Origin of the sequence: Delftia sp. DS1230, from assembly GCF_040112715.1 — a bacterium.
Taxonomy (GTDB): domain Bacteria; phylum Pseudomonadota; class Gammaproteobacteria; order Burkholderiales; family Burkholderiaceae_C; genus Comamonas; species Comamonas tsuruhatensis.
The window spans coordinates 1584039-1600876 of the sequence record NZ_CP157763.1 but is presented as its reverse complement, the minus strand read 5'-3'; the positions used below and the strand labels follow the sequence as shown (position 1 = coordinate 1600876).

Genomic DNA, 16838 nt, shown 5'->3' with positions numbered 1-16838 from the left:
GCGACAGCGCTACAACCCCGCCCACTCCTGGCGCCGAGCCAGCGCCTGGACCCAGAGGGTGATCTCGCGCTGATCGGTCTGGGTGCGCACCTCCTGATAGGCCTGCTCGGCCTCGGGAAAGCGGCGGCGCAGCAGGTTCAGCCATTGCTTGAGACGGCCTGCGCGCTGGCGCGGCTCCAGGTCCTCGCAGACCATGTCCCAGAAGCGCTGAACCTGGGGCACGAGGTCGCTCCAGTACACCTCGGCGGCCGGGGTCTGCTCACCTTCAACGGCGGCGCGAATGGCCAGCGCCAGGCCCGGGTCGGCAACGATTCCCCGCCCCAGCATCAGGTCGCTGCAACCCGATTGCTCACGGCAGCGCAGCGCCTCCTGCACCGTCCATATCTCGCCGTTGGCCACCACGGGCACGGTCACGGATTCGCGGATGCGCGGGATCATCTCCCAGTAGGCGGGCGGGCGGTAGCCATCGAGCTTGGTGCGGGCATGAACGACGATTTCGCAGGCACCGCCGGCCTGCATGGCCTGGGCGCATTCGGTCATCAGGGCGGTGTCATTGAAACCCAGCCGCATCTTGGCCGACACGGGCATGGCCGCTGGCACGGCGGCACGCACGGCGCCCACCACGCGCGCAATTTGTTCCGGGTCCTGCAGCAGCGCAGCGCCGCCGCCGTGGCGGTTGACCACCTTGGCCGGGCAGCCGAAGTTCAGGTCGATGCCCTCCGGCCCCAGGCGCGCCAGATTGGCCGCGTTGGCCGCCATGCTGTCCGGGTCCGATCCCAGCAACTGGGCCCGCACGGGCACCCCCGCCAGCGTCCGGCTGCCATTGTTCAATTCCGGCATGGTGCGCAGGAATACCTTGTCGGGCAGCAGCGTCCCCGTGACGCGGATGAACTCAGAGACGCAGCGGTCCGCACCGCCCACGCGCGTGAGCACATCGCGCAGCACGAAATCAAGCAAGCCCTCCATGGGCGCCAGCAACAGTCTCATCAGCTGTGTTCCGGGGCCTGCAGCCCCGTCTTCCTGTTACAGATCAAACAATATTCCTGCGGCCCGTACTGGCCGCCTGCCCCTTCGAATCGCCCCTCATCAAGGCGGCGGCAGGCGATTGTGCCCTTGCCGCAGCAAGTTGCACCGGACCAGTTGTCATGGCTTTTTCACGCCACGGTCATTCATGTAACGTGCAATCGGGGCTTGTCGACTCCCCCGCCCCAACCATGCTGCTGCAAAAAACCGCCAAGGCCCTTGAAGAGCTGCAGCCAGGCCGGCGCAGCCTGCCGCTGCGCGAGCGCTCGGTGCTGCTGATGGCCGATGGCCGCACCGAGGAGCAGCTGCAGCAGGTGCTGGGTGCCCAGGCCAGGGAGCTGGTACAGCAGCTAATAGACAGCGGCCATCTGCAGCGCCTGGCCGGCAATGCCATCGAAACATCGCCCCAGCCGCAGCCCCCCGCGATGGCGCCTGCCGCTGCCAGGCAACCCGCTTCACCAGGCCCTGCCGCCACGCTGAATCTGGCCGGCACACGCATGTATCTGTTCGACCTGTGCGAGCGCATGTTCGCCAACCGCCATGAGGACAAGGCCCAGGTGCTGCGCCATCTGCTGCGCGAAGCGCGCGACCTGGCGGCTCTGCAGGCCGCCGCCTTGCAGCTGCTGCAGACCGTGCAGGAGCATGCCGGCAACGAGCGCGCGGATGCGCTGCGCGAGCGGCTGCAGCATCTGCTGCCCCAAGAGGCAAACGAGTCAATGGCAGCGCAAGGCGCCTGACCGGGATGAAAGCGTGGGTGCCGGCGATCAGCGAGGCGCCAGGCGCCACAGCGAGGTGACTTCGGCAGCGCGTGCGGCGTGCAGCGGATCGGCAGCGTCCGCAGCCTTCCCATGGCGTGGACGGATGTCCTCTCGGCCCAGGACCTGCAGGCCAGCGGCCTCGATCCACTCCAGCAATTGCTCGCGCGAGCGCAGTTGCAGATGCTCGGCCAGATCCGACAGGATCAGCCAGCCTTCGCCGCCCGGCAGCAGATGCGCTGCAAGGCCTTGCACAAAGCCGCGCAGCATGCGGCTGCCTTCGTCGTAGACGGCCTGCTCCAGCAGGGAGCTGGCCTTGCCCGGCAACCACGGTGGATTGCAGACCACCAGGGCGGCCCGGCCTTCGGGGAACAGGTCTGCCTTGCGCAGGCTCACGCGCTGCGCCAATCCCAGTCGCTGCAGGTTGTCCTGCGCACAGGCCAGGGCCCGGTCGCTCAGGTCGGTGGCCACCACCTGCCGCACGCCACGGTGCAGCAAGAGAGCGGAAAGCACACCCGTGCCCGTGCCGATATCCCAGACTGCGGCATCGGCCTGCTGGGCTGCGGCCGGCAGGGGCGCCTGCGCCACCAGATCCAGGTACTCGCCGCGCACCGGGGAGAACACGCCGTAGTGCGGATGAATGCTGAACTCCGGCATGCCCGGCACAGCCAGGGCCACGCCCTTCTTGCGCCACTCATGCGCGCCCAGCGCGCCCAGCAGTTCACGCAAGGGAACGATGACGCTGCGCGCACCCTGATCGGCGGGAATGTCGCCCCAGGCCTCGCGGCAGGCCTCGCTCCAGTCCGGTGCGCGGCGCAGGGCGCAATGCCAGCTGGCATCGAGCTCGATCATCACGCTGGACAGAATGCGTGCCCGCTGCGCCAGCGCCTGGCGGTGCAGGTGGAAGGCATGGGGAAAGACAGGCTTGGCGTCTTGCTTGCCGGCCCGCCGATGGCGAGCCTTGGCGGACGTCTCACGTGCAGGCTTGTCCAGGCGGCGGCCCAGCGCCGACAGCAATTGCCTGGCATTCTGGAAATCGCCGCGCCACAGCATCGCCTGGCCTTCGCAGGCCAGGCGGTAGGCGCTGTCGGCAGACAGGCTGTCGTCGGCGATGACGATGCGGCGCGGTGCGGTCATGGTGCTGTCCGCGCGCCACAGCGCTGCCTGCGTGGCCTCGTTCTCCTGCCATTGCAGCAGGGACCAGTTCTGGGAAGAGGACAAGGCCTGCTGCTCCGTGAGTGATTTAGGGGGAAAGCGGGTCGGAGACCCGATCAGTTCAGTGCGCGCTTGAGCCGCACTTCCTCGATCTTGAGACCACCCACCTGGGCCGTCTTCGCGGTGGACATTTCGCGCTTGAAGCCGGCGAGCTCGTGAAAGCGCAGCGCGCGTTCATTGCGCAGCGGCACCCACGACGTGACATTGGTGCAGCCTTCTTCAAGCAGGCCGTCGCGTGCGGCGTCCCACAGGGCCACGCCCACACCCTGATTCCAGTGGGTAGGTGCAGCATAGATGGCCCAGATTTCACCGGTGGTCTGGCGCGACTTCTCATCGCGCGAGCGGTCGAAGCCGACGAAGCCGACGATCTTGTCGCCATCGATGGCGACCTGAACCTGGGGCTCGCAAAATTCAATGGCTTCGCGCCAATAGGCCTGGCGTTTTTCTACCGACGACATGCTCTTGAGCTGGTCATCGGGAACCAGACCTCGGTAAGCCTCCATGGCGGAAGCAGTATGGATCTGGGCAATCGCTTTTGCATCGCGGAGAGTGGCTGGACGAACCTGGATACTAGACATGGAAAAACCGAAACGAAAACAGGTGAAAATAGAAGGGCGTGATTTTCACCGGAATCGCGCTTTTTGCGTGCATCGAGCCCCTTAGCCATGCACGCAAGTACGGCTGTGCTCGTTTTCTTGCCCTCGGCTATCGGATGTGCTATGTGCTCTTCAAAAAAGAGCAGCTAGTGCATGCAACACAAGGCTCGCCAAGGAATCAGTTGACAATTCCTCACGATGCAGGCATGCCCGGCAGCACGCCCGATCGAGCCCTTGCTCACAGCCAGCGGCGCATCAGTTCCATGATGCGATCGAACTTCGCACCATAGGGCGGATACAGCATGGCGGCCCCTGACCAGCGCGACTGCACGAACACCGCCTTCTGATGGCTCAGCCGCGCAAAGCCCTGCTCCGAATGATAGGCACCCCAACCGCTGTCGCCCACGCCACCGAAGGGCAGGTTCTCGTGCGCGAAGTGCAGCAGGGTGTCATTGACCGTCACCCCGCCGCTGATGGTGCGTGACAGCACCGCATCACGCACCTTCTCGTCGCGGCCGAACCAGTACAGCGCCAGCGGCCTGGGCCCGGCATTGATGGCCGAGACCACGTCGTCCAGCCTGTCGTAGCTGATCACGGGCAGGATGGGGCCGAAGATCTCCTCCTGCATGAGCTGCATCTGGCTGGTGGCATTGAAGACCAGGGCCGGTGCCATCTGGCGCTCCACGGCATCACCCCAGGCCATGTCCGCCCCCTCCTGGCTGGCGCCGCCGTCCTCCATCCATTCGACATGGGCGCCCATGCCCTGGGCCTGGCGCAGCATCTGCCGCAGGCGGGCCAGGTGGCGCTTGGTGAGGATGGCGGCATAGTCCGGGTTGCCGGCAAAGCGCGGGAACAGCCGCTGCGCGGCGGCGCGAAAGGCCTCGGCGAATTCGGCCTCCTGTCCACGCGGCAGCAGCACGTAGTCGGGGGCAATGCAGGTCTGGCCTGCGTTGACGAGCTTGCCATGTGCGATCTTGAGCGCCGCCTCCTTCAGGTCGCAGTCGGTGGAGACGATGCAGGGCGACTTGCCGCCCAGCTCCAGCGTGGTCGGCGTCAGGTGCGCTGCGGCCGCCTGGGCCACGCGCCGGCCCACGGCCGTCGATCCGGTGAACAGCAAATGGTCGAAGTGCAGGCCCGAAAACTGCGTGGCCACGCTCACATCGCCTTCGATCACGGCGAACTCCTCGGGCGCAAAGAACTGCCCCACCAGCGCGGCCAGTTGCGCCGACGTGTGCGGCGTGAGTTCGCTGGGCTTGAGCATGACGCGGTTGCCCGCGGCCAGGGCCGTGATGGCAGGCCCCAGCGCCAGCTGCACCGGATAGTTCCACGGAGAGATCACCCCCACCACGCCCAGCGGCTGGCGCTCTATCCACCCACGGCCCGGCATGAGCATCAGCGGCGTGCGCACCCGCTGGCGCCCCGACCAGCGCGCCAGATGGCGCAGCGTGTGCTTGAGCAGGTTCCGCAGCACGAACAGCTCCACCATCTCGGTCAACCGTGGCGAGCGCATGCCGAAGTCGGCCTGCACTGCGGCAGCCAGCACGGGGCCGTGCTCGTCCAGCAGCTTTTGCATGCGCAGCAGCCTCTCGCGGCGCACCAGCAGCGGCACGTCCACCTGCGCCCGGCTGGCCTGGTACTGAAGTTCGAAGACGCGATGAAGATCCATCTGGGTCATAGGGCTCAATGGTAAGAAGACGCGGCAGACGCTCTCGTGCTGCACAGGCCGCCTGCGGGTTGGCTGGATACGACGGCAAGCAGCCAGAACGGCTCGGAGAAAAAAAAGGGAGCCTTGCACGGGCTCCCGAGGGTTACAGACTATACGGGCCGATATGTGCGGCCTGGGCGCGAAGATGCGCAGGCCGCGTAAAGGCTGCAGCAAGACGCTTCAGGGCTCGCGCACTTCACGGGGCTGAACATCGGTCACCTCGCCCGCTCCCGGCAGCACGCCTGCGCCTGCACCTGCGCGACGGCCACCGCCTTCAGCCGCGCCGTAGGCGCGCTGCGGGCGCTGGGCCATCCACTCGGAGCCGGAGCGGTAGACGGTCTGCCAGCCAGCCCGCGGGCTCATGCGCATGGCCCAGGGCATGACCGGCTGGCCGGTGAGCCTGGCCCACAGCGCCCGCACGGCCCAGACCAGGGCCAGCAGCGCCGCTGCGGTGAGCAGGCTGACAAAGAAGACCAGGCCCACAAGCATCAGCAGGATGCGAACGGCCCAGCGGGTCAGGGTGGCGACGAAATCGTTCAAAGCAAAGCCTTTCTTGGCTGGCCCGGTGCGTCAGGCGGAGTCTGCCGCATCGAACCGGAATACGCCCGGTTCCTGTACCGGGTCCACATGCACCGCAATCGTGCTCTTGGGCGGGAAGCGCCCTTCGAGCAGCAGTTTCGACAACGGATTCTCGATCCGCTGCTGTATCGCGCGCTTGAGCGGCCGGGCCCCGAAAACGGGATCGAAGCCCACCTTGGCCAGTTCGGCCAGTGCCTGGTCGGACACCTGCAGCGCAAGGTCCATTTTCTCCAAACGCCGCTCCAGCAGCTTGAGCTGAATCCTTGCGATCGACTCGATATTCTTCGCGTCGAGCGCGTGGAACACCACGGTCTCGTCGATGCGGTTGAGGAATTCGGGTCGGAAATGGTTCTTGAGTTCCCCCCAGACCGCGTCTTTCACATCATCGTAATCCTCGCCGACCATGGCCTGGATCAGCAAAGAGCCTATGTTGCTCGTCATCACGATGACCGTATTCTTGAAGTCCACGGTGCGGCCCTGGCCGTCGGTCAGCCGGCCGTCGTCCAGTACCTGCAGCAGCACGTTGAAGACGTCGGGATGGGCCTTCTCCACCTCGTCGAGCAGCAGCACGCTGTAGGGCTTGCGGCGAACGGCCTCGGTCAGGTAGCCGCCTTCCTCGTAGCCCACGTAGCCGGGCGGCGCGCCGATCAGGCGGGCCACGGAATGCTTTTCCATGAACTCGCTCATGTCGATGCGCACCAGATGGTCTTCGCTGTCGAACAGGAAGCCGGCCAGCGCCTTGCACAGTTCCGTCTTGCCCACGCCCGTGGGGCCCAGGAACAGGAAGGAACCGGTGGGCCGGTTGGGATCGGACAGGCCCGAGCGCGAACGGCGTATGGCGTTGGCCACGGCCGAGATGGCCTCGTCCTGGCCGACGACGCGGTCATGCAGTCGGTCTTCCATGCGCAGCAGCTTGTCCTTCTCGCCCTGCATCATCTTGGCCACGGGAATGCCCGTGGCACGGCTGACCACCTCGGCAATCTCCTCGGCGCCCACATGGGTGCGCAGCAATCTGTGGGCGGGCGCACCGCCCTGCCCCTGCTCGCTGGCCTGGGCTTCGTTGAGCTGCTTTTCCAGCGAGGGCAGCTTGCCGTACTGCAGCTCGGCCACCTTGTTGAAGTCGCCCTTGCGCTTGAGCTCGTCGATCTGGATGCGGATCTGGTCGATCTCCTTGCGGATCTGCTCGGAGCCCTGGGCGCTGGCCTTTTCGCTCTTCCAGACGTCTTCGAGGTCGGCGTACTCGCGCTCCAAGCTGCCGAGTTCTTCCTCGATCAGTTGCAGGCGCTTTTGCGAGGCCTCGTCCTTTTCCTTCTTCATGGCCTCGCGCTCGATCTTGAGCTGGATCATGCGGCGCTCGAGCTTGTCCATGACCTCGGGCTTGGAGTCGATCTCGATCTTGATCTTGGCCGCAGCCTCGTCGATCAGGTCGATGGCCTTGTCGGGCAGGAAGCGGTCGGTGATGTAGCGGTGGCTCAGCTCGGCCGCGGCCACAATGGCCGGGTCGGTGATGTCCACGCCGTGGTGGGCCTCGTAGCGCACCTGCAGGCCGCGCAGGATGGCGATGGTGTCCTCGACCGAGGGCTCCTCGACCAGCACCTTCTGGAAGCGCCGCTCCAGCGCCGCATCCTTTTCGATGTACTTGCGGTATTCATCGAGCGTGGTCGCGCCGATGCAGTGCAGCTCGCCGCGCGCCAGGGCCGGCTTGAGCATGTTGCCCGCGTCCATGGCGCCGTCGGCCTTGCCGGCACCGACCATGGTGTGGATCTCGTCGATGAAGAGGATGATGCGCCCCTCTTCCTGGGCCACTTCCTTGAGCACGGACTTCAGGCGTTCCTCGAAGTCGCCGCGGTACTTGGCGCCGGCCAGCAGGCCCGCCATGTCCAGCGACAGCACGCGCTTGTTCTTGAGGCTTTCGGGCACCTCGCCGGCCACGATGCGCTGGGCCAGGCCCTCGACAATGGCGGTCTTGCCCACGCCGGGCTCGCCGATGAGCACGGGGTTGTTCTTGCTGCGGCGCTGCAGCACCTGGATGGAGCGGCGGATTTCGTCGTCGCGGCCGATCACCGGATCCAGCTTGCCGATGCGCGCGCGCTCGGTCAGGTCCAGGGTGTATTTCTTGAGGGCCTCGCGCTGGCCTTCGCCTTCGGCGCTGTCCATGGTCTGGCCGCCGCGCACGGCGTTGATAGCGGACTCCAGCGTGGAGCGCGTCACGCCGCTTTCCTTGAGCAATTGGCCCGCACGCGTGGAGGCGCCGCTGCTATCGGTCAGCGCCAGCAGGAACAGCTCGCTGGCAATGAACTGGTCGCCCCGCTTGAGGGCTTCCTTCTCGGTCACCTGCAGCAGGCGGCCCAGCTCGGAGCCGACCTGCACCTGGTCCTGATGCTGCACGCGCGGCAGATCGGCCAGGGCCTTCTCGGCCGCGGCCTGCAGCTGCCCCACGTTGGCGCCGGCACGCTGCAAGAGCGAGCGCGGACCGTCGTCCTGGCGCAGCAGTGCCACGAGCAGGTGCAGGGGTTCGATGTTGGATTGGTCACCGCCCAGGGCCAGCGTTTGCGCGTCGGCCAGGGCTTCCTGGAACTTGGTTGTCAGTTTGTCGATTCGCATGGTGTTTCTTTTCGCTCCTGAAACAGGGTCATTGCGATTTATCTGATACCGGCAGGGCAAATTTCAAGCCATGCCCGGCCCGCAAGGACAGACGCTTGCGCCAGATCAAGGCCGGCGAGGCCGGCCATCCTTCTCAAGCATTGCGCTGAAAGATCGAGAACTGCGTAGGCGTAACGCCCAAATGCGCCCGGAAGCTGCGCACCAGGTGGCTGGCGCTGGAAAAGCCGCAATCCAGCGCCAGCTCGGCCAGCGGCGGCACGTTGCGCGCAGACAGGGCGCGCCGTGCCCGGGCCAGGCGCTGCTGCAGCACCCATTCGTGCACCGTGCAGCCCATGCTCTGGCGGAACATGCGTGCGAAATGGAATTCCGAAAGGCAGGCCTGTCTCGCCAGTGCCGGCAGCGACACGGCCTTGGAGTCATGCAGATGCGCCTCGATATGGGCAAGCACCCTGCGCCGCACGGCCGCAGAGAGCCCGCCCAGCGGCCGCTGCAGCGCCTGCACCTGGCGCGGCGTGGCGGACTGCAGCACCAGCCGGTCCACCAGCTGCTGGCCAATGGCATCGGCCGCCAGTTGCTGCTGCGGGTCCTGCCAGTCCAGCTGCATCAGCGCACGGGCACCGGCGTGGAAGGCCTGATCGTCCCCGTAGATCTGCGCACGCAAGGTGCGCGAGCGGGGCTCGGCATCCAGCATGCGGACCACGCGCCCCGCCCAGGCCAGGTCGGACACATACAGGTGCAGGAACTGCACGGGCGATCGCACCAGCCAGTGCGATTCGTCCTCTGGCGTGAAGATGCAGATGCGCCCCGGCGCCCCCATGGCCTCGGGCCGCGCCTTGAGCTGCGAGCCCTCGCCGCCGGCCAAGTAGACCGACAGCGTGTGGTGACCGGGCTGGCAGTAGCGCACCTCGTCGTCCACATTGGCCCAGACGGCCAGCTCCACCCCCTCGCTCAGGCGCACGCGCCGCTGCAGCCGGGCCTTGGAGCGTGACAGCACCTGGCACAGGTGGCTGGAGGGCAGCTCGGGCAGCGGCGTGGGCGTCATGGCAGCGATTGTGGTCCCGCAGCCATACCGACGCATGGCGCCAGGCCATCAAACCGCAGGAATCTGCCATGCCCGCCCAGCCTGCGGCGCCATCATCACCGGCCATGACTGCCACCCTCTATGCCCTGGTCGTGCTGATCTGGGGTTCGACCTGGATCGCCCTGAAGCTGCAGCTGGGCACCGTGCCCGTGGAGCTGTCCATTGCCTACCGCTTTGCGCTGGCCGCCGTGCTGATGTTCGCCTGGCTGGCCTGGTCGCGCCAGCTGCGCGTGCCCCGCGGCCCGGCGCTGCCGCGCGTGCTGGCCCAGGGCCTGTGCCTGTTCAGCTTCAACTTCGTGTGCTTCATGCATGCCAGCGAGACGCTGGCCAGCGGCCTGGCCGCCGTGGTGTTCTCCAGCGCCAATCTCTGGAACGCGCTGCTGGCGCGCATCATCCACGGCCGCAGGCTGGCGCCCCATGTGCTGGCCGGCAGCCTCTTCGGCCTTGCAGGCCTGGTGGCGCTGTTCTGGCCCGAGCTGCGCGCAGGCCGGCATGCCAGCCTGCCCGGCCTGGCCTGGGCGGTGCTGGGCACGCTGTGCTTTTCCTGCGGGAACATGCTGTCGGCCTCGCTGCAGTCCATGGGCTGGCGGCCCGCACAGACCAATGCCTGGGGCATGCTGGCCGGCACGCTGCTGCTGACCGGCTATGCGCTGGTGGCAGGCCTGCCCTGGCGCTTCGATGCCAGCTGGACCTATGTGGGCTCCTGGCTGTACCTGGCCATTCCGGGCTCGGTGATCGCGTTCACGGCCTACCTGACCCTGGTCGGACGCCTGGGCCCCGAGAAGGCGGCGTATGCGACGGTGCTGTTCCCCATCGTTGCGCTCAGTATCTCGGCCCTTTTCGAAGGCTATGTGTGGACGCCGCTGGCCGTGGGTGGCCTGCTGCTGGTGATGTTCGGCAACCTGCTGGTGTTCCGGCCGCCGCAATGGTTGCGGGGTGCCGCACTGCGCAGGGCCTGAAGCGTCAGCTCACTGGCGCCAGCGCGCCAGCGCCTCTTCGTCGCTGACGCGCGCATCCACCCAGCGCGCGCCCTCGGGCGTCTGTTCCTTTTTCCAGAAAGGCGCCAGCGACTTGAGGTAGTCCATGATGTATTCGCAGGCCTGGAAAGCCATGCCCCGGTGCGATGCGGTGACGGCCACGAGCACGATCTGGTCCATGGGCTGCAGCGGGCCGATGCGGTGGATGACGCGCGCGCCATGGATGCCGAAGCGCTGCACGGCCTCGTCGATGATGGCCTCGATGGATTTCTCGGTCATGCCCGGATAGTGCTCCAGCTCCATGCTGGCCACGGTGGCGCCCTCGTTGCGGTCGCGCACGGTGCCTATGAAGCTGCAGACCGCCCCCACGCGGGCGTCGCCGGAGCGCAGGGCGGCGAGTTCGGCCGATACGTCGAAATCCTCGGTCTGGATGGATACACGGGCTGCTTGCATGCCCGCATTGTCGCAGGGCGGCGGCGCGCCAGAAGGCGATGAACGCGGTAGCATTGCCCTCCCCCGCCCCCAGCGCTTTTTTGCTGCGGCGGGCCACGCATGGCCACACTCACGATCACCACCCCCGAATACACGCTCTACCCCTCGCCGCGCAACGAGCAGCGCGTGGTCTACGAGCACCAGCTGTTCGTGCCCCATCCCTACACCATCATCCACCTGCCCGACTACGGCTTTCGCGGCAAGGCCACGCTGTTTGCAGCCCACCGGCTGGGCGACGGCAAGATGGGCCAGCTGGTGAGCTGCGAGCTGGCCGAAGACATCGCACGCTTCGAACGCCTGTTCGAACCCGATTGAGGCGCGCCATGGACGAGACCAGCCAGATACAGCCGCCGCCGAGCTTTGCCGCCCTGTATGCCGACCGGCACGGCCGGCTCAAGGCATCGATTGCAGACGTGGTCGGGCGCTATGAACTGTGCGAGGACCTGGCCAGCCACCTGGTCGAGCAGGCGCAGACGCTTTACCACTCCGGCAACTCCTCGGAGCAAGGCGTGCTGCTGGGCATGCACGCGGGCCTTGCGGCCGATGGCTCCATCGTCAGCCCTGGTGAGGCGCGCTGGATCGTGCAGCGCCTGGCCGAGCTGCTGGAGTGGCAGGCACCGCTGCTGCCCGATGCATCAACCCCTCCCGGCGCCGAAGGCGCAGCCTGAAGGTCACCACCGAGGCGCTCAGGCGCGCTACACTGCGCGCCATGCCTGCAATCTTTGCCTTCCCCACATGCCACGGCGATGCCGTGTGCCTGTGCCTGGGCAAAGCCTGCAAACCCCAGCTCGTCTGACCGGAGCTGAGGTTCCGTCCAGATGAGCGACGGAACCGGCCCGGCAGCCTCCATCTCCCCTTCCCGCATCCCTTCAGGCGCCTGCCTTTCCGCCCTCGGTCTGGCCGGTGGCTGCGTCCGGTCGTTCATTGTTTGAATCACCCGAAGGGATCTTCCATGTCTTTGCCTTCCACCACCTCGCCGCAAGCCCGATTCCAGGGGCTGTGGCTTCCGCTGGTCACGCCCTTTCTTCCTGGAGATGAGGCGGCGGTGGACCACGGGGCGCTGCGCGCCCTGGTGCAGCACTACAACGCCAGCGGCATCGCCGGCTACGTGGCCTGCGGCTCGACCGCCGAGGCCGCCGCGCTGAGCGAAGCGGAGCACGATGCCGCCCTGTCCACCATCCTCTCAGCGGCCCAGGGCATGCCCGTGGTCATGGGCGTTTCGGACTGCCACCTGGGGCATGCGCTGGCCCGCGTTCAGGCACTGAACGCCCTGCCGCTGGCAGGCATTCTGGTGCCCGCGCCGCATTACATACGCCCGTCGCAGGCAGGCCTGCTGCAGTGGTTCACGGCGATTGCCGAGCGCAGCGCCCATCCGGTCATCGTCTACGACATTCCCTACCGCACCGGCGTGGTGCTGGAGCTGGCCACGCTGCGTGCGCTGGCCGCACATGAGCGCATCGTGGCCATCAAGGATTGCGGGGGCGATGCCGCCAAGACCCAGGCACTGATCGCCGATGGGCAACTGCAGGTGCTGGCCGGCGAAGACGCGCAGATCTTTTCCACGCTGGCCCTGGGCGGCGCGGGAGCGATTGCTGCCAGCGCGCACGCGCATACAGGGCACTTCGTCGAGCTGATGCAATGCCTGGAGCGCGGCGACCTGCCCGCTGCCCGTGCGCTGTGGCAGCCGCTGCAGCCGCACATCGCCGCCTGCTTTGCCGAGCCCAACCCCGCCCCCATCAAGGCCTTGCTGGCGCAGCAGGGCCGAATGCGGGCAACGCTGCGGGCGCCCATGCAGCCGGCATCGGCCGCGCTGGCGCAGCGGCTGGCCGGGATTCAGCTGCCGCTGCTGCCGTCCGCAGACAGTGTTGCCGAACGCAGGTCGGCGTAGCGGTTCAGGATGCGCTGCACCTGACCGTGCGTCCACTCGCCGCCCCGGGCCGCGGCAATGCCGCGCGCATTGAGTTCGGCGGCCATGGCGCGGTGCGTCAGGCCGCGCGCCTGCAGTTCGGCGAACAGCGCCTCATGCTGCTGGGCAAAGGCATCGGCCGTGGATTTGCGCTTTTCCACGGTGGCGCGCAGGTTGTCTGCGCCTGCGCGGCCCAGTTGCACGCCGCGCGCCTTGGCTTCGGACAAGGCCTTGCGCGTGCGTGCGCTGATGGCCTGGTCCACGGGCTTGTCGGTGGTCATTTGGGTCAACCTCCGGTCACGGGAGGGAAGAAAGCCACCTCGTCCCCCTGGCGAATGGCGGCACCGGCATCGCACAGGACCTGGTTCAGCGCCATGCGCACGGCCTTGCCAGGGGCCAGCGCTTCGGCGGCTGCACCGCCACGCGCAATCAGTTCCTCACGCAGCGCGCCCACGGTGGCGGCCTCGGTGGACAGGGTTTCGCTGCCCGTGCCCAGGGCTTCGCGGATGGAGGCGAAATAGCGCACGGTGATGGTGATGGCGATGGGGACGGCCTGGCTCATGACAGCAGCTCCGAAAAGGCGATGAAGCGCACCCGGTCGCCCGGCGCAATGGCCTGGCCCGGCGGGTTGTCCACCACGCCATCGCCCCAGGCCGCCGAGGTCAGCACGCCCGAACTCTGGTTGCGGAACAGCTCCAGCCCGCCGCTGTCGTTGTAGCGCACGCGCAGGAATTCGCGGCGCTTGTCCCCGCGCGGCCAATGGAAGTCGGCGCGCACCTCGACCGAGCGTGGCAGCGCCTGCTGCACGCCCTGCAGGCGCAGCACGAAGGGGCGCACCAGCAGGAGAAAGGTAACGAAGCTGGAGACCGGGTTGCCGGGCAGGCCGATGAAGTGGGCAAAGCCTTCGCCCTCGCAGTTCACGCGGCCATAGGCGAAGGGCTTGCCGGGCTTGACGGCGATCTGCCAGAGGTCGAGCTGGCCCAGCGCCTGCACGGCGGGCTTGACATGGTCCTCTTCGCCGACAGACACCCCGCCGCTGGTCAGGATCAGGTCATGCGCGCGGGCCGCCTCGCGCAAAGCATCCACAGTGGCCTCGCGCCGGTCGGGGACGATGCCGAAGTCGGTGACCTCGCAGCCCATGCGCTGCAGCAGGGCGCGAAGGAAGAATCGGTTGCTGTTGTAGATGCTGCCGGGCGGCATCTGCTCGGGCGCCACGGTGCCCGGCATGACCAGTTCGTCACCTGTGGAGAACAGGGCCACGCGCGGCTTGCGTGCCACGCGCAAAGAGGCCAGGCCGATGCTGGCGGCCAGGCCCAGCTCGGCCGGCGACAGGCGCGTACCGGCCGCGATGACGGTGGCGCCGCGCCGGATGTCTTCGCCCGAGCGGCGTATCCATTGCCCGGCCTCGGGCCGCGCCTTGATGCGCACGCGACCGTCTTCCAGGACTTCGCAGTCTTCCTGCATGACGATGGCATCGGCACCTTCGGGCACCGGAGCCCCCGTGAAGATGCGCGCCACCGTGCCCACGGCCAGCGGCTGGCCCACGGCGCCTGCGGGGATGCGCTGCGAGACGGGCAGCTCGGCATTGCCCTGCGTGCATTCGGCGCTGCGCACGGCGTAGCCGTCCATGGCGCTGTTGTCCTGGGGCGGCACCTGCAGCGGCGAGACGGCGTCGGCCCGCAGCACGCGGCCATCGGCGTCAAAGCAGTCCACGGTGTCATCGCCAGCCAGCGGCAGTGCCTGGGCCAGCAGTTCGGCCAGCGCTTCATCGAGGGGCTTGAGCGGGGCTCGCATGGTTTTTCTCCTAGTCTTGGCCGCTGTCAGGTGCACGGTAGCGCAGGCGCTCCCCCTGATCCAGCAGCCATTGCAGTATCTGCGCTGGCGCATTGAGGTCCAGCACGGGCTGGCGCGGCGGCTCGGGCAGGCGGGCCGGCGCATCGGTTGCCACGGCCAGCACATGGGGATCGTGCGGGAACAAAGGCGCCTGGGTCTTGCCGGCGCTGGTGCGCTCGGGCTGCTCGCGCCAGATTTCTATCTTGGGCAGGTCGGCGTGCTTGAAACCCTCTACCAGCACCCAGTCCACGAGGGGGTCCAGCTCGGCCAGCATGTCGTGCACCGACAGCTCCGTGGGACGGGGGAATTCGCGCATCAGCGCCAGACGGCGATCGGAAGCCAGCACCACCTCATAGGCACCCGCCTTGCGGTGGCGCCAGCTGTCCTTGCCCTCGTGATCGACATCGAAATGGTGGTGGGCATGCTTGACCACCGAAACGCTGAGCCCCTGCGCACGCATCAGCGTGATCAGGGGCTCCACCAGGCTGGTCTTGCCCGAGCCGGAGTAGCCGGCGAAGCCGATGACCTTCATCGCCATGCACTCCAGCTGCGGACCTGCGGACAGCCCGGCCGTGGCATCAGTCGCAATGCCGGGCGATGTAGGCCTTGACCTGCTCGGCGTCGGCCGGCAAGTCGGTCACGCGCTTGGGCAGGTCCTCGATGCCTTCGAACTTGGCCGGGCGATCGGGCAGGCGGCCCAGGGCCTCCTCGATGGTGGCGGCGAACTTGATGGGCAGTGCCGTCTCCAGCACGATCATGGGCACGCCGGCCTGCAGCTGCTCGCGCGCCACCTTGACGCCGTCGGCCGTGTGCGTGTCGATCATGGTGCCGAAGCGCTCGAAGGTATCGCGGATGGTGTCCAGGCGGTCGGCATGCGTGCTCTTGCCGCTGACGAAGCCGTAGCGGGCAGCAGCTTCCTGGAACAGCGGGTTGCCGCCCAGGTCGAAGCGGCCCTGGCGTGCCACGCCCTCGGCGAACAATTCGCGCGTGGCCTGTCCATCGCGACCCAGCAGGTCGAACACGAAGCGCTCGAAGTTGCTGGCCTTGGAGATGTCCATCGAGGGGCTCGATGTCTCGTAGGTGTGCTCGCTGCCGCGCACCACGTAGGCGCCCGTGCGGAAGAACTCGTCGAGCACGTCGTTCTCGTTGGTCGCCACCACCAGGCGTTCGATCGGCAGGCCCATCTGGCGCGCCACATGGCCGGCGCAGATGTTGCCGAAGTTGCCGCTGGGCACCGTGAAGCTGACCTTCTGGTCATTGCTCTGCGTGGCCTGCAGGTAGCCGGCGAAGTAGTAGACGACCTGGGCCAGCAGGCGGGCCCAGTTGATCGAGTTGACCGTGCCGATCTTGTACTTCGCCTTGAAGGCGTGGTCGTTGGAGACGGCCTTGACGATGTCCTGGCAGTCGTCGAACACGCCTTCGATGGCGATGTTGTGGATGTTGGCATCCTGCAGGCTGAACATCTGGGCCTGCTGGAAGGGGCTCATGCGGCCGCGCGGGCTGGTCATGAACACGCGCACGCCCTTTTTGCCGCGCATGGCGTACTCGGCGGCGCTGCCGGTGTCGCCGCTGGTGGCGCCCAGGATGTTCAGCTCCTCGCCACGGCGGCCCAGTTCGTACTCGAACAGGTTGCCCAGCAGCTGCATGGCCATGTCCTTGAAGGCCAGCGTGGGGCCGTTGGACAGGGCTTCGAGCCACAGGCCGTCTTCCAGCGGGCGCAGCGGCGTGATCTCGGCCGTGCCGAACACCTGCTGCGTATAGGTCTTGGCGCACAGGGCGCGCAGATCCTCGGCCGGGATGTCGTCGATGTACAGGCTCAGGATCTCGAAGGCCAGGGCCGCGTAGCCCTGCTCCTTGTAGATGCTGCGCAGCTCGCCCAGGCGGGCGGCATCGATCTGCGGATAGCGCTCGGGCAGGTACAGCCCGCCATCGGGCGCCAGGCCCTCGAGCAGGATGTCGCAAAAGCGCTTGCGGTCCGCGTGGCCGCGCGTGGAAAGATAAAGCATGTCGCTTCCTCGTCAGTATTCTGTGAGACGGGGCGCGGCCGATGCCAGGGATGCCGAGCAAGGGCC

The 16838-nt window shown here is 67.3% G+C and carries 18 protein-coding genes; 5 read left to right on the top strand and 13 right to left on the bottom strand.

Annotation, left to right across the window (positions count from 1 at the left end; all coding sequences use genetic code 11):
• Positions 1 to 9: 9 nt before the first annotated feature.
• The gene (locus AAN986_RS07210) at positions 10 to 987 is read right to left on the bottom strand and encodes a tRNA-dihydrouridine synthase (RefSeq protein ID WP_047217374.1); all 978 of its coding nucleotides are present in this window, start codon (positions 985 to 987) and stop codon (positions 10 to 12) included.
• Between the two features lie 227 nt (positions 988 to 1214).
• Here AAN986_RS07210 and AAN986_RS07205 point away from each other — a divergent pair, with 227 nt between their 5' ends.
• Positions 1215 to 1760 carry a hypothetical protein gene (locus AAN986_RS07205; RefSeq protein ID WP_017404085.1) on the top strand — a complete coding sequence of 182 codons (546 nt, stop codon included), beginning with the start codon at positions 1215 to 1217 and terminating at the stop codon, positions 1758 to 1760.
• A gap of 27 nt (positions 1761 to 1787) precedes the next feature.
• On the opposite strand, the gene AAN986_RS07200 is transcribed toward AAN986_RS07205, so the two are convergent.
• The 6 genes from AAN986_RS07200 to AAN986_RS07175 all read right to left on the bottom strand — a co-directional run bounded on the left by AAN986_RS07200 (position 1788) and on the right by AAN986_RS07175 (position 9519).
• Positions 1788 to 2999, bottom strand: coding sequence for a class I SAM-dependent methyltransferase (locus AAN986_RS07200; protein ID WP_016447733.1), 1212 nt, complete (start codon positions 2997 to 2999; stop codon positions 1788 to 1790).
• 50 nt (positions 3000 to 3049) lie between these two features.
• Positions 3050 to 3571 carry a GNAT family N-acetyltransferase gene (locus tag AAN986_RS07195; RefSeq protein ID WP_026062042.1) on the bottom strand — a complete coding sequence of 174 codons (522 nt, stop codon included), beginning with the start codon at positions 3569 to 3571 and terminating at the stop codon, positions 3050 to 3052.
• 256 nt (positions 3572 to 3827) lie between these two features.
• Complete coding sequence (locus tag AAN986_RS07190) at positions 3828 to 5264, bottom strand: aldehyde dehydrogenase family protein (protein WP_016447735.1); 1437 nt, start codon at positions 5262 to 5264, stop codon at positions 3828 to 3830.
• Between the two features lie 210 nt (positions 5265 to 5474).
• Positions 5475 to 5834 carry a hypothetical protein gene (locus AAN986_RS07185; RefSeq protein WP_016447736.1) on the bottom strand — a complete coding sequence of 120 codons (360 nt, stop codon included), beginning with the start codon at positions 5832 to 5834 and terminating at the stop codon, positions 5475 to 5477.
• A gap of 30 nt (positions 5835 to 5864) precedes the next feature.
• The gene (gene clpB, locus AAN986_RS07180; protein ID WP_016447737.1) at positions 5865 to 8477 is read right to left on the bottom strand and encodes an ATP-dependent chaperone ClpB; all 2613 of its coding nucleotides are present in this window, start codon (positions 8475 to 8477) and stop codon (positions 5865 to 5867) included.
• Positions 8478 to 8610: 133 nt separating this feature from the next.
• The gene (locus AAN986_RS07175) at positions 8611 to 9519 is read right to left on the bottom strand and encodes an AraC family transcriptional regulator (RefSeq protein WP_017404082.1); all 909 of its coding nucleotides are present in this window, start codon (positions 9517 to 9519) and stop codon (positions 8611 to 8613) included.
• 104 nt (positions 9520 to 9623) lie between these two features.
• On the opposite strand from AAN986_RS07175, the gene AAN986_RS07170 reads away from it, so the two are divergent.
• Positions 9624 to 10517, top strand: a complete 894-nt coding sequence (locus AAN986_RS07170; protein ID WP_241150317.1) for an EamA family transporter — start codon at positions 9624 to 9626, stop codon at positions 10515 to 10517.
• Positions 10518 to 10526: 9 nt separating this feature from the next.
• Here the strand turns inward: AAN986_RS07170 and moaE are convergent, their stop codons facing one another.
• A complete protein-coding gene (gene moaE, locus AAN986_RS07165) occupies positions 10527 to 10988 on the bottom strand; it encodes a molybdopterin synthase catalytic subunit MoaE (RefSeq protein WP_017404080.1) in 462 nt (153 codons plus the stop codon).
• Positions 10989 to 11087: 99 nt separating this feature from the next.
• Between moaE and AAN986_RS07160 the strand changes: the two genes are divergently transcribed.
• The 3 genes from AAN986_RS07160 to dapA all read left to right on the top strand — a co-directional run bounded on the left by AAN986_RS07160 (position 11088) and on the right by dapA (position 12915).
• Entirely contained in the window at positions 11088 to 11342 is a 255-nt protein-coding gene (locus AAN986_RS07160; protein ID WP_016447741.1) for a hypothetical protein, read from the top strand.
• An 8-nt stretch (positions 11343 to 11350) separates the two neighbouring features.
• On the top strand, positions 11351 to 11695 hold the full coding sequence (locus AAN986_RS07155; RefSeq protein WP_047217375.1) for a hypothetical protein: 345 nt from the start codon (positions 11351 to 11353) through the stop codon (positions 11693 to 11695).
• A 284-nt stretch (positions 11696 to 11979) separates the two neighbouring features.
• Positions 11980 to 12915, top strand: a complete 936-nt coding sequence (dapA, locus tag AAN986_RS07150; protein ID WP_016451198.1) for a 4-hydroxy-tetrahydrodipicolinate synthase — start codon at positions 11980 to 11982, stop codon at positions 12913 to 12915.
• On the opposite strand, the gene AAN986_RS07145 is transcribed toward dapA, so the two are convergent.
• The 5 genes from AAN986_RS07145 to thrC are packed head-to-tail and all read right to left on the bottom strand — an operon-like array spanning position 12861 to position 16772.
• On the bottom strand, positions 12861 to 13214 hold the full coding sequence (locus AAN986_RS07145; protein ID WP_017404077.1) for a recombinase family protein: 354 nt from the start codon (positions 13212 to 13214) through the stop codon (positions 12861 to 12863). The two genes, dapA and AAN986_RS07145, sit on opposite strands and share 55 nt — an antisense overlap.
• Positions 13215 to 13219: 5 nt before the next feature.
• Complete coding sequence (gene moaD / locus AAN986_RS07140) at positions 13220 to 13495, bottom strand: molybdopterin converting factor subunit 1 (RefSeq protein WP_013801032.1); 276 nt, start codon at positions 13493 to 13495, stop codon at positions 13220 to 13222.
• Complete coding sequence (gene glp, locus AAN986_RS07135; protein WP_047217376.1) at positions 13492 to 14727, bottom strand: gephyrin-like molybdotransferase Glp; 1236 nt, start codon at positions 14725 to 14727, stop codon at positions 13492 to 13494. The genes moaD and glp overlap by 4 nt, the downstream gene beginning before the upstream one ends.
• A 10-nt stretch (positions 14728 to 14737) precedes the next feature.
• Positions 14738 to 15298 (bottom strand): molybdopterin-guanine dinucleotide biosynthesis protein B, encoded by a 561-nt coding sequence (gene mobB / locus AAN986_RS07130; RefSeq protein ID WP_016447747.1) that lies wholly within the window; start codon positions 15296 to 15298, stop codon positions 14738 to 14740.
• Positions 15299 to 15344: 46 nt separating this feature from the next.
• A complete protein-coding gene (gene thrC, locus AAN986_RS07125; RefSeq protein ID WP_047217377.1) occupies positions 15345 to 16772 on the bottom strand; it encodes a threonine synthase in 1428 nt (475 codons plus the stop codon).
• Positions 16773 to 16838 lie beyond the last annotated feature (66 nt).

What these genes read in the sequence shown, in the direction of transcription:
- AAN986_RS07210 (WP_047217374.1), bottom strand. Translation starts at nt 987, where the DNA reads ATGAGACTGTTGCTGGCGCCCATGGAGGGCTTGCTTGATTTCGTGCTG.
- AAN986_RS07205 (WP_017404085.1), top strand. Translation starts at nt 1,215, where the DNA reads ATGCTGCTGCAAAAAACCGCCAAGGCCCTTGAAGAGCTGCAGCCAGGC.
- AAN986_RS07195 (WP_026062042.1), bottom strand. Translation starts at nt 3,571, where the DNA reads ATGTCTAGTATCCAGGTTCGTCCAGCCACTCTCCGCGATGCAAAAGCG.
- AAN986_RS07190 (WP_016447735.1), bottom strand. Translation starts at nt 5,264, where the DNA reads ATGACCCAGATGGATCTTCATCGCGTCTTCGAACTTCAGTACCAGGCC.
- clpB (WP_016447737.1), bottom strand. Translation starts at nt 8,477, where the DNA reads ATGCGAATCGACAAACTGACAACCAAGTTCCAGGAAGCCCTGGCCGAC.
- AAN986_RS07175 (WP_017404082.1), bottom strand. Translation starts at nt 9,519, where the DNA reads ATGACGCCCACGCCGCTGCCCGAGCTGCCCTCCAGCCACCTGTGCCAG.
- AAN986_RS07170 (WP_241150317.1), top strand. Translation starts at nt 9,624, where the DNA reads ATGACTGCCACCCTCTATGCCCTGGTCGTGCTGATCTGGGGTTCGACC.
- moaE (WP_017404080.1), bottom strand. Translation starts at nt 10,988, where the DNA reads ATGCAAGCAGCCCGTGTATCCATCCAGACCGAGGATTTCGACGTATCG.
- AAN986_RS07160 (WP_016447741.1), top strand. Translation starts at nt 11,088, where the DNA reads ATGGCCACACTCACGATCACCACCCCCGAATACACGCTCTACCCCTCG.
- AAN986_RS07155 (WP_047217375.1), top strand. Translation starts at nt 11,351, where the DNA reads ATGGACGAGACCAGCCAGATACAGCCGCCGCCGAGCTTTGCCGCCCTG.
- dapA (WP_016451198.1), top strand. Translation starts at nt 11,980, where the DNA reads ATGTCTTTGCCTTCCACCACCTCGCCGCAAGCCCGATTCCAGGGGCTG.
- AAN986_RS07145 (WP_017404077.1), bottom strand. Translation starts at nt 13,214, where the DNA reads ATGACCACCGACAAGCCCGTGGACCAGGCCATCAGCGCACGCACGCGC.
- moaD (WP_013801032.1), bottom strand. Translation starts at nt 13,495, where the DNA reads ATGAGCCAGGCCGTCCCCATCGCCATCACCATCACCGTGCGCTATTTC.
- glp (WP_047217376.1), bottom strand. Translation starts at nt 14,727, where the DNA reads ATGCGAGCCCCGCTCAAGCCCCTCGATGAAGCGCTGGCCGAACTGCTG.
- mobB (WP_016447747.1), bottom strand. Translation starts at nt 15,298, where the DNA reads ATGAAGGTCATCGGCTTCGCCGGCTACTCCGGCTCGGGCAAGACCAGC.
- thrC (WP_047217377.1), bottom strand. Translation starts at nt 16,772, where the DNA reads ATGCTTTATCTTTCCACGCGCGGCCACGCGGACCGCAAGCGCTTTTGC.